This window comes from Pseudomonas sp. BW16M2, assembly GCF_014268865.1.
Taxonomy (GTDB): Bacteria; Pseudomonadota; Gammaproteobacteria; order Pseudomonadales; family Pseudomonadaceae; genus Aquipseudomonas; species Aquipseudomonas peradeniyensis.
In genome coordinates this window covers 20,806-34,670 of record NZ_JABWRI010000038.1, presented here as the reverse complement: position 1 = coordinate 34,670, position 13,865 = coordinate 20,806, and the positions used below count along the sequence as shown (strand labels likewise).

General features: G+C 57.1%; 28 protein-coding genes. All 28 read right to left on the bottom strand.

Annotation, left to right across the window (positions count from 1 at the left end):
- Positions 1 to 111 precede the first annotated feature (111 nt).
- The 28 genes from rplQ to rpsJ all read right to left on the bottom strand — a co-directional run bounded on the left by rplQ (position 112) and on the right by rpsJ (position 13,802).
- Complete coding sequence (gene rplQ / locus HU735_RS24280; RefSeq protein ID WP_003255451.1) at positions 112 to 498, bottom strand: 50S ribosomal protein L17; 387 nt, start codon at positions 496 to 498, stop codon at positions 112 to 114.
- A 42-nt stretch (positions 499 to 540) separates the two neighbouring features.
- Complete coding sequence (gene rpoA / locus HU735_RS24275; RefSeq protein WP_003255452.1) at positions 541 to 1,542, bottom strand: DNA-directed RNA polymerase subunit alpha; 1,002 nt, start codon at positions 1,540 to 1,542, stop codon at positions 541 to 543.
- Between the two features lie 22 nt (positions 1,543 to 1,564).
- Positions 1,565 to 2,185, bottom strand: a complete 621-nt coding sequence (gene rpsD, locus HU735_RS24270; RefSeq protein ID WP_023629185.1) for a 30S ribosomal protein S4 — start codon at positions 2,183 to 2,185, stop codon at positions 1,565 to 1,567.
- Positions 2,186 to 2,200: 15 nt separating this feature from the next.
- Complete coding sequence (rpsK, locus tag HU735_RS24265) at positions 2,201 to 2,590, bottom strand: 30S ribosomal protein S11 (RefSeq protein ID WP_003255454.1); 390 nt, start codon at positions 2,588 to 2,590, stop codon at positions 2,201 to 2,203.
- Positions 2,591 to 2,608: 18 nt separating this feature from the next.
- Entirely contained in the window at positions 2,609 to 2,965 is a 357-nt protein-coding gene (rpsM, locus tag HU735_RS24260; RefSeq protein ID WP_003255457.1) for a 30S ribosomal protein S13, read from the bottom strand.
- A gap of 131 nt (positions 2,966 to 3,096) precedes the next feature.
- Positions 3,097 to 3,213 (bottom strand): 50S ribosomal protein L36, encoded by a 117-nt coding sequence (gene rpmJ / locus HU735_RS24255; protein WP_011531897.1) that lies wholly within the window; start codon positions 3,211 to 3,213, stop codon positions 3,097 to 3,099.
- 30 nt (positions 3,214 to 3,243) lie between these two features.
- Positions 3,244 to 4,575 carry a preprotein translocase subunit SecY gene (secY, locus tag HU735_RS24250; RefSeq protein ID WP_003255459.1) on the bottom strand — a complete coding sequence of 444 codons (1,332 nt, stop codon included), beginning with the start codon at positions 4,573 to 4,575 and terminating at the stop codon, positions 3,244 to 3,246.
- A complete protein-coding gene (rplO, locus tag HU735_RS24245; RefSeq protein ID WP_011531896.1) occupies positions 4,576 to 5,010 on the bottom strand; it encodes a 50S ribosomal protein L15 in 435 nt (144 codons plus the stop codon).
- 3 nt (positions 5,011 to 5,013) lie between these two features.
- The gene (gene rpmD / locus HU735_RS24240) at positions 5,014 to 5,190 is read right to left on the bottom strand and encodes a 50S ribosomal protein L30 (protein ID WP_028690238.1); all 177 of its coding nucleotides are present in this window, start codon (positions 5,188 to 5,190) and stop codon (positions 5,014 to 5,016) included.
- Between the two features lie 2 nt (positions 5,191 to 5,192).
- Positions 5,193 to 5,693, bottom strand: coding sequence for a 30S ribosomal protein S5 (rpsE, locus tag HU735_RS24235; protein WP_011531894.1), 501 nt, complete (start codon positions 5,691 to 5,693; stop codon positions 5,193 to 5,195).
- Positions 5,694 to 5,696: 3 nt separating this feature from the next.
- Positions 5,697 to 6,047: a 50S ribosomal protein L18 gene (gene rplR / locus HU735_RS24230; protein ID WP_011531893.1), complete on the bottom strand. Its 351-nt coding sequence runs from the start codon at positions 6,045 to 6,047 to the stop codon at positions 5,697 to 5,699.
- Positions 6,048 to 6,057: 10 nt separating this feature from the next.
- Entirely contained in the window at positions 6,058 to 6,591 is a 534-nt protein-coding gene (gene rplF / locus HU735_RS24225) for a 50S ribosomal protein L6 (RefSeq protein WP_028690237.1), read from the bottom strand.
- A 12-nt stretch (positions 6,592 to 6,603) separates the two neighbouring features.
- Positions 6,604 to 6,996 carry a 30S ribosomal protein S8 gene (gene rpsH / locus HU735_RS24220; protein ID WP_028690236.1) on the bottom strand — a complete coding sequence of 131 codons (393 nt, stop codon included), beginning with the start codon at positions 6,994 to 6,996 and terminating at the stop codon, positions 6,604 to 6,606.
- Positions 6,997 to 7,205: 209 nt separating this feature from the next.
- The gene (gene rpsN, locus HU735_RS24215) at positions 7,206 to 7,511 is read right to left on the bottom strand and encodes a 30S ribosomal protein S14 (RefSeq protein ID WP_011531890.1); all 306 of its coding nucleotides are present in this window, start codon (positions 7,509 to 7,511) and stop codon (positions 7,206 to 7,208) included.
- Positions 7,512 to 7,524: 13 nt separating this feature from the next.
- The gene (rplE, locus tag HU735_RS24210) at positions 7,525 to 8,064 is read right to left on the bottom strand and encodes a 50S ribosomal protein L5 (protein WP_012316517.1); all 540 of its coding nucleotides are present in this window, start codon (positions 8,062 to 8,064) and stop codon (positions 7,525 to 7,527) included.
- A 20-nt stretch (positions 8,065 to 8,084) separates the two neighbouring features.
- Complete coding sequence (gene rplX, locus HU735_RS24205) at positions 8,085 to 8,399, bottom strand: 50S ribosomal protein L24 (protein WP_003255476.1); 315 nt, start codon at positions 8,397 to 8,399, stop codon at positions 8,085 to 8,087.
- An 11-nt stretch (positions 8,400 to 8,410) separates the two neighbouring features.
- Entirely contained in the window at positions 8,411 to 8,779 is a 369-nt protein-coding gene (gene rplN, locus HU735_RS24200; protein WP_008089810.1) for a 50S ribosomal protein L14, read from the bottom strand.
- Positions 8,780 to 8,802: 23 nt separating this feature from the next.
- Positions 8,803 to 9,069 carry a 30S ribosomal protein S17 gene (gene rpsQ / locus HU735_RS24195; protein WP_003255478.1) on the bottom strand — a complete coding sequence of 89 codons (267 nt, stop codon included), beginning with the start codon at positions 9,067 to 9,069 and terminating at the stop codon, positions 8,803 to 8,805.
- 2 nt (positions 9,070 to 9,071) lie between these two features.
- Complete coding sequence (rpmC, locus tag HU735_RS24190; RefSeq protein ID WP_002555481.1) at positions 9,072 to 9,263, bottom strand: 50S ribosomal protein L29; 192 nt, start codon at positions 9,261 to 9,263, stop codon at positions 9,072 to 9,074.
- On the bottom strand, positions 9,263 to 9,676 hold the full coding sequence (gene rplP, locus HU735_RS24185) for a 50S ribosomal protein L16 (protein ID WP_009397508.1): 414 nt from the start codon (positions 9,674 to 9,676) through the stop codon (positions 9,263 to 9,265). Before rplP ends, rpmC begins: the two co-directional genes overlap by 1 nt.
- 12 nt (positions 9,677 to 9,688) lie before the next feature.
- A complete protein-coding gene (gene rpsC / locus HU735_RS24180) occupies positions 9,689 to 10,375 on the bottom strand; it encodes a 30S ribosomal protein S3 (RefSeq protein ID WP_011531889.1) in 687 nt (228 codons plus the stop codon).
- 13 nt (positions 10,376 to 10,388) lie between these two features.
- A complete protein-coding gene (rplV, locus tag HU735_RS24175; protein WP_003103908.1) occupies positions 10,389 to 10,721 on the bottom strand; it encodes a 50S ribosomal protein L22 in 333 nt (110 codons plus the stop codon).
- Between the two features lie 11 nt (positions 10,722 to 10,732).
- Positions 10,733 to 11,008 carry a 30S ribosomal protein S19 gene (gene rpsS / locus HU735_RS24170; RefSeq protein ID WP_003255482.1) on the bottom strand — a complete coding sequence of 92 codons (276 nt, stop codon included), beginning with the start codon at positions 11,006 to 11,008 and terminating at the stop codon, positions 10,733 to 10,735.
- Positions 11,009 to 11,024: 16 nt separating this feature from the next.
- Entirely contained in the window at positions 11,025 to 11,849 is an 825-nt protein-coding gene (gene rplB, locus HU735_RS24165; RefSeq protein WP_027915105.1) for a 50S ribosomal protein L2, read from the bottom strand.
- 14 nt (positions 11,850 to 11,863) lie between these two features.
- A complete protein-coding gene (gene rplW, locus HU735_RS24160) occupies positions 11,864 to 12,163 on the bottom strand; it encodes a 50S ribosomal protein L23 (protein WP_003255484.1) in 300 nt (99 codons plus the stop codon).
- Positions 12,160 to 12,762 carry a 50S ribosomal protein L4 gene (gene rplD, locus HU735_RS24155; RefSeq protein WP_008089819.1) on the bottom strand — a complete coding sequence of 201 codons (603 nt, stop codon included), beginning with the start codon at positions 12,760 to 12,762 and terminating at the stop codon, positions 12,160 to 12,162. The genes rplW and rplD overlap by 4 nt, the downstream gene beginning before the upstream one ends.
- 12 nt (positions 12,763 to 12,774) lie before the next feature.
- Complete coding sequence (rplC, locus tag HU735_RS24150; protein ID WP_011531887.1) at positions 12,775 to 13,410, bottom strand: 50S ribosomal protein L3; 636 nt, start codon at positions 13,408 to 13,410, stop codon at positions 12,775 to 12,777.
- Positions 13,411 to 13,490: 80 nt separating this feature from the next.
- The gene (rpsJ, locus tag HU735_RS24145; RefSeq protein WP_003103876.1) at positions 13,491 to 13,802 is read right to left on the bottom strand and encodes a 30S ribosomal protein S10; all 312 of its coding nucleotides are present in this window, start codon (positions 13,800 to 13,802) and stop codon (positions 13,491 to 13,493) included.
- Positions 13,803 to 13,865: the final 63 nt, after the last annotated feature.

The following is a 13,865-nucleotide window of genomic DNA, read 5'->3' as shown; positions in this document are numbered from 1 at the left end:
CCATGTTACAAGAACAAATTCATTACCTGACTTACATCAATAGAAAATAACAATTCATAAGGCAACAAAAAACCGGGCCTAGGCCCGGTTCTTTGCAGCAGACAGAACGTCTTACTCGGCAGCTTCTACAGCACCACCGACCGGACGATCAACCAGCTCGACGTACGCCATAGGCGCGTTGTCGCCAGCGCGGAAACCGCACTTCAGGATGCGCAGGTAGCCGCCCTGACGGGTGGCGTAACGCTTGCCCAGGTCGTTGAACAGTTTGCCAACGGCGGACTTCGAACGGGTACGATCGAAGGCCAGACGACGGTTGGCGACGCTGTCTTCCTTGGCCAGGGTGATCAGCGGCTCGGCAACGCGACGCAGTTCCTTGGCTTTCGGCAGGGTGGTTTTGATCAGCTCGTGCTCGATCAGCGACACTGCCATGTTCTGGAACATAGCCTTGCGGTGAGAGCTGGTACGGCTCAGGTGACGTCCACTTTTACGATGACGCATGATTCATTCCTTACCAAACACTACGTTCGGTGATTACGACGATCAGGCAGTCGCCTTGTCGTCTTTCTTAAGACTTGCAGGCGGCCAGTTGTCGAGGCGCATGCCGAGGGAAAGACCACGGGAGGCCAGGACGTCCTTGATTTCAGTCAGGGACTTCTTGCCCAGGTTAGGAGTCTTCAACAGCTCTACTTCGGTACGCTGAATCAGGTCGCCGATGTAGTAGATGTTCTCCGCCTTGAGGCAGTTGGCCGAACGTACGGTCAGTTCCAGGTCGTCAACCGGGCGCAGCAGGATCGGATCGATCTCGTCTTCCTGCTCGACCACAACCGGCTCGCTGTCACCTTTGAGGTCGACGAACGCGGCCAGCTGCTGTTGCAGGATGGTCGCGGCACGACGGATAGCCTCTTCAGGATCCAGGGTACCGTTGGTTTCCAGATCGATGACCAGCTTGTCCAGGTTGGTACGCTGTTCAACACGGGCGTTCTCGACCACGTAGGCGATACGACGCACCGGGCTGAACGAAGCGTCCAGCTGGAGACGGCCAATGCTGCGGCTTTCGTCTTCGTCAGTCTGACGGGAGTCGGCCGGCTCGTAACCGCGACCACGAGCTACGGTGAGCTTCATGTTCAGGGCGCCGTTGGACGCCAGGTTCGCGATTACGTGATCGGGGTTGACGATCTCGACATCGTGATCCAGCTGAATATCGGCAGCGGTAACCACCCCCGAACCCTTTTTCGACAAGGTCAGCGTAACTTCGTCACGACCGTGCAGTTTGATAGCCAGGCCTTTCAGGTTCAACAGGATTTCAATGACGTCTTCCTGAACACCTTCGATCGCGGAGTACTCGTGGAGTACGCCATCGATCTCGGCCTCGACTACTGCACAGCCAGGCATGGAGGACAACAGGATGCGGCGCAGCGCGTTGCCCAGGGTATGGCCGAAGCCACGCTCGAGAGGCTCGAGCGTGATCTTGGCGCGGGTTGGACTGACAACCTGCACGTCGATGTGACGGGGTGTCAGAAACTCATTTACCGAAATCTGCATGGATGCACCTATTTTCTAGCCCTTACTTGGAGTAGAGCTCGACAATCAGGTTTTCGTTGATGTCGGCGGACAGGTCGCTGCGAGCAGGAACGTTCTTGAAAACGCCCGACTTTTTAGCAGCATCCACGTCAACCCACTCAACGCGGCCACGCTGGGCGCACAGTTCAAGGGCTTGAACAATGCGCAGCTGGTTCAGCGACTTCTCGCGAACCGAGACCACGTCACCCGGACGAACTTGGTAGGATGGAATGTTCACAGTCTTACCGTTGACGCTGATCGCTTTGTGCGAAACCAGCTGACGGGACTCGGAACGAGTCGAGCCGAAGCCCATACGGTAGACGACGTTATCCAGACGGCACTCAAGCAGTTGCAGCAGGTTCTCACCGGTTGCGCCTTTTTTCGAGGCAGCAGCTTGGTAGTAACCGCGGAACTGACGCTCCAGAACACCGTAGATACGACGGACTTTTTGTTTCTCGCGCAGCTGGGTACCGTAGTCGGACTGACGGCCACGGCGCTGGCCGTGGATACCTGGGGCTGCTTCGATGTTGCACTTCGATTCCAGAGCGCGAACGCCGCTCTTCAGGAACAGGTCAGTGCCTTCACGGCGAGACAGTTTGCATTTTGGACCAATGTAACGTGCCATTTATCTGTCTCCTGATTACACGCGACGCTTCTTCGGCGGACGGCACCCGTTGTGCGGGATTGGCGTCACGTCGGTGATGCTGGCGATCTTGTAGCCGCAGCTGTTCAGTGCACGAACGGCGGATTCACGACCTGGACCTGGACCCTTGACGTTGACGTCGAGGTTCTTCAGACCATATTCCAGCGCAGCTTGACCAGCACGCTCAGCAGCGATCTGAGCTGCGAACGGGGTGGATTTGCGCGAACCACGGAAACCCGAACCACCGGAAGTAGCCCAGGACAGTGCGTTGCCCTGACGGTCGGTGATGGTCACGATGGTGTTGTTGAAAGACGCATGGATGTGGGCGATGCCATCAACCACTGTCTTTTTGACTTTTTTACGAGGACGAGCAGCAGGTTTTGCCATGTCTATATTCCTGGGCGATTACTTGCGGATCGGCTTACGCGGGCCCTTACGGGTGCGTGCGTTGGTCTTGGTGCGCTGACCGCGAACCGGCAGACCTTTACGATGACGCAGGCCGCGGTAGCAACCCAGGTCCATCAAGCGCTTGATCTTCATGTTGATGTCACGGCGCAGGTCACCTTCGGTGGTGAACTTCGCGACTTCGCCACGCAGGGTTTCGATTTGCTCGTCGCTCAGATCCTTGATCTTAGCGGCTGGGTTTACACCAGCGTCCGCACAGATTTTCTGCGCGGTAGTGCGACCGACACCATAGATGTAGGTCAGCGAGATAACAGTATGCTTGTTATCTGGAATGTTGACGCCTGCAATACGGGCCATTCAGTGGGACTCCAATTGACAGCTACCTACGCCCCGGAAGCCAAGAAATAGGGCGCGAGATAATATCGCTGTAGAAACGAATAATCAACCCAGCAGCACACTAGCTGCTGGGTTTGAAGCGCGGATCACACTCAGCCTTGGCGCTGCTTGTGACGCGGTTCCGCGCTGCAGATCACGCGCACGATACCTTCGCGACGAATGATCTTGCAGTTGCGGCACAGCTTTTTCACCGATGCACGAACTTTCATTACCGACTCCTCGAACCTTAAGGGGCTAAATCAGCGCAGCAGACCGCTGCCGCCGTAGCCTTTCAGGTTGGCTTTCTTCATCAGGGATTCGTACTGGTGCGAAACGAGGTGCGATTGTACTTGGGACATGAAGTCCATCACAACCACTACCACAATCAGCAACGAGGTCCCGCCAAGGTAGAACGGCACGTTTGCTGCCACCACCAGGAACTGGGGCAGAAGGCACACGGCCATCATGTAAAGAGCACCGAACATGGTCAGACGGGTCAGGACGCCATCAATGTAGCGCGCCGACTGCTCACCAGGACGGATACCCGGAATAAAGGCACCGGACTTCTTCAGGTTTTCCGCTACGTCTTTCGGGTTGAACATCAACGCTGTGTAGAAGAAGCAGAAGAAAATGATCCCTGCACTAAACAGCAGAATGTTCAACGGCTGACCAGGAGCGATCGACTGCGAGATGTCCTGCAGCCAGCCCATACCTTCGGACTGACCGAACCAGGCACCCAGCGAAGCCGGGAACAGCAAGATGCTGCTCGCGAAAATGGCCGGGATTACGCCCGCCATGTTCACCTTCAGCGGCAGGTGGCTGGTCTGCGCAGCGAAGACCTTGCGGCCCTGCTGACGCTTGGCGTAGTGAACGGCGATACGACGCTGACCACGCTCAATGAACACCACGAAGCCGATAATCGCTACTGCCAGCAAACCGATAGCGACCAGGGCGAAAATGTTGATATCGCCTGTGCGCGCAGACTCGAAAGACTGCCCGATTGCTCTCGGAAGACCGGCAACGATACCTGCGAAGATCAACATCGAGATACCGTTGCCCACACCGCGCTCGGTAATCTGCTCGCCGAGCCACATCATGAACATCGCGCCCGCCACGAAGGTGGAGACGGCGACGACATGGAAGCCCAGGCCCGCAGAAAACGCCACGCCCTGGTTGGCCAGGCCAATGGACATGCCAATGGCTTGAACCAGCGCCAGGATAACGGTGCCGTAGCGGGTGTACTGGCTGATCTTGCGACGGCCAGCTTCACCTTCCTTCTTCAACTGCTCCAGCTGCGGGCTGACAGCGGTCATGAGCTGCATGATGATCGATGCCGAGATGTACGGCATGATCCCCAGTGCAAAGATGCTCATGCGCTCCAGCGCGCCACCGGAAAACATGTTGAACAAGCTAAGAATGGTCCCCTCATTCTGCCGGAACAGATCCGCGAGACGGTCCGGGTTAATGCCTGGCACTGGGATGTGCGCGCCAATCCGATAGACGATGATCGCCATGAACAGAAAGCGCAGACGAGCCCAGAGTTCCGACATCCCGCCCTTACCGAGCGAAGAGAGAGCACCTTGCTTAGCCATTTATTCCTCGAACTTGCCGCCAGCTGCTTCGATAGCCGCACGTGCACCTTTGGTGACGGCGATACCCTTGAGGGTGACTGCGCGAGTGACTTCGCCCGACAGCATGATTTTCACGCGCTGTACGTGCTGGCCGATCACGTTGGCGTCCTTGAGGGACTGAACGGTGATCAGATCGCCTTCCACCTTGGCCAGCTCGGACAGACGCACTTCGGCGCGGTCCATGGCTTTCAGGGAAACGAAGCCGAACTTCGGCAGGCGACGGTGCAGCGGCTGTTGACCGCCTTCGAAGCCTGGAGCGATGGAGCCACCGGAGCGGGAGGTCTGACCTTTGTGACCACGGCCACCGGTCTTGCCCAGACCGCTACCGATACCACGGCCCGGACGGTGCTTCTCGCGACGGGAACCCGGCGCTGGACTCAGATCATTGAGTTTCATCGATTAACCCTCGACCTTCAGCATGTAGTAAGCCTTGTTGATCATCCCGCGGTTCTCGGGAGTATCCTGGACTTCTACAGTGTGACCGATGCGACGCAGACCCAGACCCTTAACGCACAGTTTGTGGTTAGGCAGACGGCCGGCGGTGCTTTTGATCAGCGTTACTTTTACGGTTGCCATGATCAGAAGATCTCCTCAACAGTCTTGCCGCGCTTGGCAGCAATGGACTCAGGGGATTGCATGGCTTTCAGACCCTTGAAGGTGGCGTGAACCACGTTCACCGGGTTGGTCGAGCCGTAGCACTTGGCCAGGACGTTCTGAACGCCAGCAACTTCCAGGACGGCACGCATTGCGCCACCGGCGATGATACCGGTACCTTCCGAGGCAGGCTGCATGTAGACCTTCGAGGCGCCGTGGGCGGCCTTGGTGGCGTACTGCAGGGTGGTGCCCTTCAGGTCAACCTGAATCATGTTGCGACGAGCAGCTTCCATGGCTTTCTGGATCGCGGCAGGTACTTCGCGCGATTTGCCACGGCCAAAGCCAACACGACCCTTGCCATCACCTACCACGGTCAGCGCGGTGAAAGTGAAGATACGGCCGCCTTTAACGGTTTTGGCTACGCGGTTAACTTGAACCAGCTTCTCGATGTAGCCTTCGTCGCGCTTTTGATCGTTATTTGCCATAACTTAGAACTCCAGCCCGCCTTCACGAGCAGCATCAGCCAGCGCCTTGACGCGGCCGTGGTACTTGAAGCCGGAACGGTCAAAGGCAACTTGAGATACACCGGCGGCTTTCGCACGCTCAGCTACCAGCTTGCCAACCTTAGTGGCCGCGTCGATGTTGCCGGTGGCGCCATCACGCAGTTCTTTGTCCAAGGTCGAGGCACTTGCCAGAACCTTGCTGCCGTCGGCCGAGATGACCTGGGCGTAGATGTGCTGCGAGGAGCGGAACACGCACAGACGCACGGCTTCGAGCTCGTGCATTTTCAGGCGTGCTTTGCGAGCGCGACGCAGTCGAGTAACTTTTTTGTCGGTCATTTGCTAGGCCCTACTTCTTCTTGGCTTCTTTACGACGGACTACTTCGTCCGCGTAACGCACACCCTTGCCCTTGTAAGGCTCTGGCGGACGGAAACCGCGGACTTCAGCGGCCACCTGACCCACCAGCTGCTTGTCGATACCCTTGATCAGGATGTCGGTCTGGCTTGGGGTTTCAGCGGTGATACCGGCTGGCAGTTCGTAATCCACTGGGTGCGAGAAGCCCAGGGCCAGGTTCAGGACGGTGCCCTTGGCCTGTGCCTTGTAACCAACACCGACCAGCTGGAGCTTGCGCTCGAAGCCTTGGCTTACGCCCTGGACCATGTTGTTGACCAGGGCGCGGGTGGTACCGGCCATGGCGCGAGCTTGCTGATCACCGTTGCGAGGTGCGAAACGCAGCTCACCAGCTTCTTCGGTAACTTCAACAGACGAGTGAACGTTCAGTTCGAGAGTGCCCTTGGCACCCTTCACCGAAAGCTGCTGGCCGGCGAATTTGACTTCGACGCCTGCTGGCAGCTTAACGGGGTTCTTAGCGACGCGAGACATGCCTATCTCCCCTTAGAACACTGTGCACAGAACTTCGCCGCCGACACCGGCAGCGCGCGCAGCGCGGTCAGTCATCACACCTTTGTTGGTGGAGACGATAGACACGCCCAGGCCGCCACGTACTTTCGGCAGCTCGGTAACGGCCTTGTACTGGCGCAGACCAGGACGGCTGGTACGCTTCAGCTCTTCGATGACCGGACGGCCTTCGAAGTACTTCAGCTCGATCGACAGGGAAGGCTTGGCTTCGCCGGTCACTTCGTAGCTGGCGATGTAGCCTTCGTCTTTCAGTACTTTGGCAACCGCGACCTTCAGGGTGGAAGAAGGCATGCTTACGACAGACTTTTCAGCCATCTGGGCATTACGGATGCGAGTTAGCATGTCCGCTAACGGGTCCTGCATACTCATGGGCTAGATGCTCCTGATACAAGAATTATTAGCCTTGCGGCTATCACAACCACCCGAGCAGGCTGGGCAAAAAACCCAGGCTCAGGTGAGCCGGTCATTCTAGACACAAGGCAGAAACGAAACAAGCCCCATATAGGGGCTTGTTTCGTTGCGAGGTCACCGGCGGTCGGAAGATCGCTCACCTTGCGCCGGCGTCACGCCAACCGGGATTACCAGCTGGCCTTGACCAGACCTGGCACGTCACCGCGCATGGCGGCTTCGCGCAGCTTGTTACGGCCCAGGCCGAACTTACGGTATACACCGTGAGGACGACCGGTCAGGCGGCAACGGTTACGCAGGCGCGAGGCGCTGGCGTCACGTGGTTGCTTCTGCAGGGCGACAACGGCAGCGAAACGCTCTTCAGGAGAGGCGTTCAGGTTGACGATGGTCGCTTTCAGCTCAGCGCGCTTCTTAGCGAACTTGGCTACCGTGAGCTGACGCTTCAGCTCGCGGTTCTTCATGCTCTTCTTGGCCATTTTCCTACTCCAATCAGTTGCGGAACGGGAACTTGAAAGCACGCAGCAGAGCGCGGCCTTCGTCGTCCGAACGAGCAGTGGTGGTCAGGGTGATGTCCAAACCGCGCAGAGCATCGATCTTGTCGTAATCGATTTCCGGGAAGATGATCTGCTCTTTCACGCCCATGCTGTAGTTGCCACGACCGTCGAAGGACTTGGCATTCAGGCCGCGGAAGTCGCGAACCCGTGGCAGGGAGATCGCCAGCAGGCGGTCCAGGAACTCGTACATCTTTTCGCGACGCAGGGTCACCTTGACACCGATCGGCCAGCCTTCACGGACTTTGAAGCCCGCGATGGATTTACGAGCGAAAGTCACGACCGGCTTTTGACCGGTGATCTTTTCCAGGTCGGCAACAGCGTGCTCGATGACTTTCTTGTCGCCGATCGCTTCGCCCAGACCCATGTTCAGGGTGATTTTGGTAACGCGCGGAACTTCCATCACGTTCGACAGCTTAAGTTCTTCCTTAAGCTTAGGAGCGATTTCGTTCCGGTAAATCTCTTTCAGTCGTGCCATGGTCTTCTACCTAGCAGTGTTCAAGCATCAACCGCTTTTTGGGTCGACTTGAAGACACGAATTTTTTTACCGTCTTCTACTTTGAAACCAACGCGGTCAGCCTTGTTGGTTTCGCCGTTGAAGATGGCGACGTTGGAAGCGTGCAGAGGCGCTTCTTTCTCGACGATACCGCCCTGGACGCCCGCCATCGGGTTAGGCTTGGTGTGGCGCTTGACCAGGTTGACACCACCGATGACCAGACGGTCGTCAGCGAGAACCTTCAGCACCTTACCGCGCTTACCTTTGTCTTTGCCGGCGATCACGATGATCTCGTCGTCACGACGAATCTTTTGCATGTCGGATCTCCTTAGAGCACTTCAGGGGCGAGCGAGACGATCTTCATGAACTTCTCGGTACGAAGTTCACGGGTCACTGGCCCGAAGATGCGAGTACCGATCGGCTCTTGCTTGGTGTTCAGCAGAACAGCAGCGTTGCCGTCGAAACGAATGATGGAACCGTCAGCGCGACGTACACCGTGACGGGTACGGACGACAACAGCGGTCATCACCTGGCCTTTCTTGACCTTACCGCGAGGAATTGCTTCCTTGACGGTAACTTTGATGATGTCACCGATACCGGCGTAACGACGGTGGGAACCGCCGAGCACCTTGATGCACATGACGCGACGAGCGCCGCTGTTATCGGCCACATCGAGCATGGATTGAGTCTGAATCATAAAATTTCTCCGACCCTTAGCCCTTAGACTTCAACAGCGCGTTCGAGGACTTCAACCAGTGCCCAGGACTTGGTCTTGGCCAGCGGACGGGTTTCACGGATGGAAACCTTGTCGCCGATCTTGCACTGGTTGGCTTCGTCGTGCGCGTGCAGCTTAGTCGAACGCTTAACGTATTTACCGTAGATCGGGTGCTTTACGCGACGCTCGATCAGAACGGTGATGGTCTTGTCCATTTTGTCGCTGACGACACGGCCAGTCAGCGTACGGACGGTTTTTTCAGCTTCAGCCATGATCACTTACCTGCCTGCTGGTTGAGCACAGTTTTCACGCGAGCGATGTCACGCTTAACTTGCGAGAGCAGGTGCGACTGCCCCAACTGGCCAGTTGCTTTCTGCATGCGCAGATTGAACTGGTCGCGCAGCAAGCCGAGCAGTTGCTCATTCAGTTGCTGTGCGGATTTTTCACGAAGTTCATTCGCTTTCATCACATCACCGTCCGCTTAACAAAGGAGGTGGCGAGAGGCAGCTTTGCAGCGGCCAGAGCGAAAGCTTCGCGCGCCAGCTCTTCAGAAACACCCTCGATCTCGTACAGGACTTTGCCTGGCTGAATCTGGGCAACCCAGTATTCCACGGAACCTTTACCTTTACCCATACGAACCTCGAGAGGCTTCTTGGTAACCGGCTTGTCCGGGAAGACACGGATCCAGATCTTACCGCCACGTTTTACGTGACGGGTCAGGGCACGACGTGCCGACTCGATCTGGCGAGCGGTGAGACGACCGCGGGCGACAGCTTTCAGAGCGAACTCGCCGAAGCTGACCTTGCTACCGCGCAGTGCCAGACCACGGTTGTGGCCGGTCATCTGCTTGCGGAATTTTGTACGCTTTGGTTGCAACATTTGGCGTACCCCTTACTTAGCAGCTTTTTTACGAGGCGCTGGTGCTTGAGGCTTCAGCTCTTCCTGGCGACCACCAATTACTTCGCCTTTGAAGATCCAAACCTTCACACCGATCACACCGTAGGTGGTGTGAGCTTCGTAGGTGTTGTAGTCGATATCGGCACGCAGGGTGTGCAGAGGCACACGACCTTCGCGATACCACTCGGTACGTGCGATCTCGGCACCGCCGAGACGACCGCTCACCTGGATCTTGATGCCCTTGGCACCAATACGCATGGCGTTCTGTACGGCGCGCTTCATGGCGCGACGGAACATAACGCGGCGCTCCAGCTGCTGGGCAACGCTCTGAGCAACCAGCATAGCGTCGAGTTCCGGCTTGCGGATCTCTTCGATGTTGATGTGCACAGGCACACCCATCTGCTTGGTCAGGTCCTGACGCAGCTTCTCAACATCTTCACCTTTCTTGCCGATAACGATACCGGGACGAGCGGTGTGGATGGTGATGCGTGCAGTTTGAGCCGGACGATGAATATCGATACGGCTTACGGACGCGCTTTTTAGTTTGTCCTGGAGGTACTCGCGAGTTTGCAGATCCTTCAGCAGGTAATCTGCGTAAGTCGCGCCGTCTGCGTACCAGACGGAGGTGTGCTCCTTGACGATTCCCAGGCGAATGCCAGTGGGATGTACTTTCTGACCCATCTGATCGACTCCGTTACTTGTCCGCAACCTTGACAGTGATATGGCAAGACCGCTTGACGATGCGATCAGCACGGCCTTTGGCACGTGGCATGATGCGCTTCAGCGAACGCCCTTCGTTGACGAAGACGGTGGAGACCTTCAGGTCATCAACGTCTGCGCCTTCGTTGTGTTCGGCGTTGGCAACGGCCGACTCGAGGACTTTCTTCATGATTTCAGCGGCTTTTTTGCTGCTGAAGGCCAACAGGTTGAGCGCTTCGCCCACCTTCTTCCCGCGGATCTGGTCGGCGACCAAGCGGGCTTTCTGGGCGGAGATGCGAGCGCCCGACAACTTAGCGGCTACTTCCATTTCCTTACCCCTTAACGCTTGGCTTTCTTGTCAGCCACGTGCCCGCGGTAGGTGCGGGTACCGGCGAACTCGCCCAGTTTGTGGCCGACCATGTCTTCGTTCACGAGAACTGGGACGTGTTGGCGACCGTTGTGTACCGCGATGGTCAGACCGACCATTTGTGGCAGGATCATCGAACGGCGCGACCAGGTTTTAACTGGCTTGCGATCGTTCTTCTCCACCGCCACTTCGACCTTCTTCAACAGGTGAAGATCGATAAAAGGACCTTTTTTCAGAGAACGTGGCACTGTCGTATCCCTCTAGTTACTTGCGACGACGGACGATCATGTTGTCGGTACGCTTATTACCACGGGTTTTAGCACCCTTGGTTGGGAAGCCCCATGGCGATACCGGATGACGACCACCGGAGGTACGACCTTCACCACCACCATGCGGGTGGTCAACCGGGTTCATGGCAACACCACGAACGGTTGGGCGAACGCCGCGCCAGCGTTTGGCACCAGCTTTACCCAGCGAACGCAGGCTGTGCTCGGAGTTCGAGACTTCGCCCAGGGTCGCACGGCACTCAGCCAGGACTTTACGCATTTCACCAGAGCGCAGACGCAGGGTCACGTAGACACCTTCGCGAGCGATCAGCTGAGCCGAAGCACCAGCGGAACGAGCGATCTGAGCACCTTTACCCGGCTTCAGTTCGATGCCGTGAATGGTGCTACCTACTGGGATGTTGCGCAGCTGCAGGGAGTTACCGGCCTTGATTGGGGCCAGGGCACCTGCGATCAGCTGGTCGCCAGCGCTCACGCCTTTAGGGGCGATGATGTAGCGACGCTCGCCGTCTGCGTAGCACAGCAGGGCGATGTGAGCAGTACGGTTCGGGTCGTATTCGATACGCTCGACAGTGGCTGGGATGCCATCTTTGTCGTTGCGACGGAAGTCAACCAGACGGTAATGCTGCTTATGACCACCACCAACGTGACGAGTGGTGATGCGGCCATTGTTGTTACGACCACCAGACTTCGATTTCTTCTCGAGCAGCGGTGCGTGAGGAGCGCCTTTGTGCAGCTCCTTGTTGACCACCTTGACCACGAAACGGCGGCCAGGGGAAGTCGGTTTGCATTTAACGATTGCCATGATGCACCCCTTCCTTACTCAGCACTGCTGCTGAAATCGAGATCTTGGCCTGGCTGAAGGGAGACGATCGCCTTCTTCCAGTCATTACGCTTGCCCAGACCACGTGCGGTACGCTTGGTTTTACCCAGAACGTTGACAGTCGACACGTTTTCAACTTTTACGTTGAACAGGCCTTCGACAGCTTTCTTGATTTCCAGCTTGGTTGCATCGGTAGCAACCTTGAATACGAACTGGCCTTTTTTCTCAGCCAGAACGGTAGCCTTCTCGGAAACGTGCGGGCCAAGGAGGACTTTGAATACGCGTTCCTGGTTCATCCCAGCAGCTCCTCGAATTTCTTCACGGCCGAGACAGTGATCAACACTTTCTCGTATGCGATCAGACTGACCGGGTCGGAACCTTGAACGTCACGTACGTCGACGTGCGGCAGGTTACGAGCAGCCAGGTACAGGTTCTGATCAACAGCGTCGGAAACGATCAGAACGTCGTTCAGACCCATGCCGTTCAGCTTGTTCAGCAGATCCTTGGTTTTCGGCGCTTCAACAGCGAAGTCCTGAACCACGACCAGACGGTCGCTACGCACCAGCTCAGCGAGGATGGAGCGCAGGGCTGCGCGGTACATCTTCTTGTTGAGCTTCTGCGAGTGATCTTGAGGACGAGCTGCGAAGGTTACACCACCGCCACGCCAGATCGGACCACGGGTAGTACCGGCACGAGCACGGCCAGTACCTTTCTGACGCCATGGGCGCTTACCGCCACCGGCCACGTCAGAACGGGTCTTCTGCTGCTTGGTGCCCTGACGGCCGCCGGCCATGTAGGCCACGACTGCTTGGTGTACCAGCGTCTCGTTGAATTCGCCACCGAAGGTCAGTTCGGAAACTTCGATCGCCTGAGCGTCATTTACATTAAGTTGCATGTCAGTTTCCCCTTAACCGCGAGCCTTGACAGCCGGACGCACGACCACGTCGCCGCCAGTAGCGCCTGGGACGGCACCCTTGATCAGCAGCAGGTTGCGTTCAGCGTCTACGCGTACTACTTCCAGGGACTGAACAGTCACGCGCTCGGCGCCCATGTGACCGGACATTTTCTTGCCCTTGAATACACGACCAGGAGTCTGGCACTGGCCGATGGAGCCAGGGACACGGTGCGATACGGAGTTACCGTGGGTGTTGTCCTGACCACGGAAGTTCCAACGCTTGATGGTACCGGCGAAGCCTTTACCTTTGGACTGACCGGTTACGTCTACCAGCTGGCCTGCAGTGAAGAGTTCAGCTTTGATCAGATCGCCAGCCTGGAAATCGCCTTCTTCAAGACGGAACTCCCAGACACCGCGACCAGCGGCAACGTTAGCCTTGGCGAAGTGGCCTGCCTGAGCGGCAGTCACACGCGAAGCACGACGCTCGCCGACAGTGACTTGCACTGCACGGTAGCCATCGGTTTCTTCAGTTTTGAACTGGGTGACGCGATTCGGCTCGATCTCGATGACCGTGACCGGAATGGAGACACCTTCTTCGGTGAAAATACGGGTCATGCCCGCTTTTCGACCGACTACACCAATAGTCATGTTGTAAACCTCATGAGTGTACGGGGCTTTCACCCGCTATGGCCGCCCATTTCAGAGCGTTACACGACCAGACCGAAGTCTTAGCCGAGGCTGATCTGCACTTCCACGCCTGCCGCGAGATCAAGCTTCATCAGCGCATCAACGGTCTTATCCGTTGGCTGGACGATGTCCAGAACGCGCTTATGAGTGCGAATCTCGTACTGATCACGCGCGTCTTTGTTGACGTGCGGGGAGATCAGAACGGTGAAACGCTCTTTGCGGGTTGGCAGTGGAATTGGACCACGCACTTGTGCACCAGTACGTTTCGCGGTTTCCACGATTTCCTGGGTGGATTGGTCGATCAGGCGATGGTCGAAAGCCTTCAACCTGATACGGATTTGCTGATTTTGCATTGGATTTCAGACTCCAGGCTGTTCCCATCGGGCGCACTACGCCCGTTAAAAGGAGGCGTGATT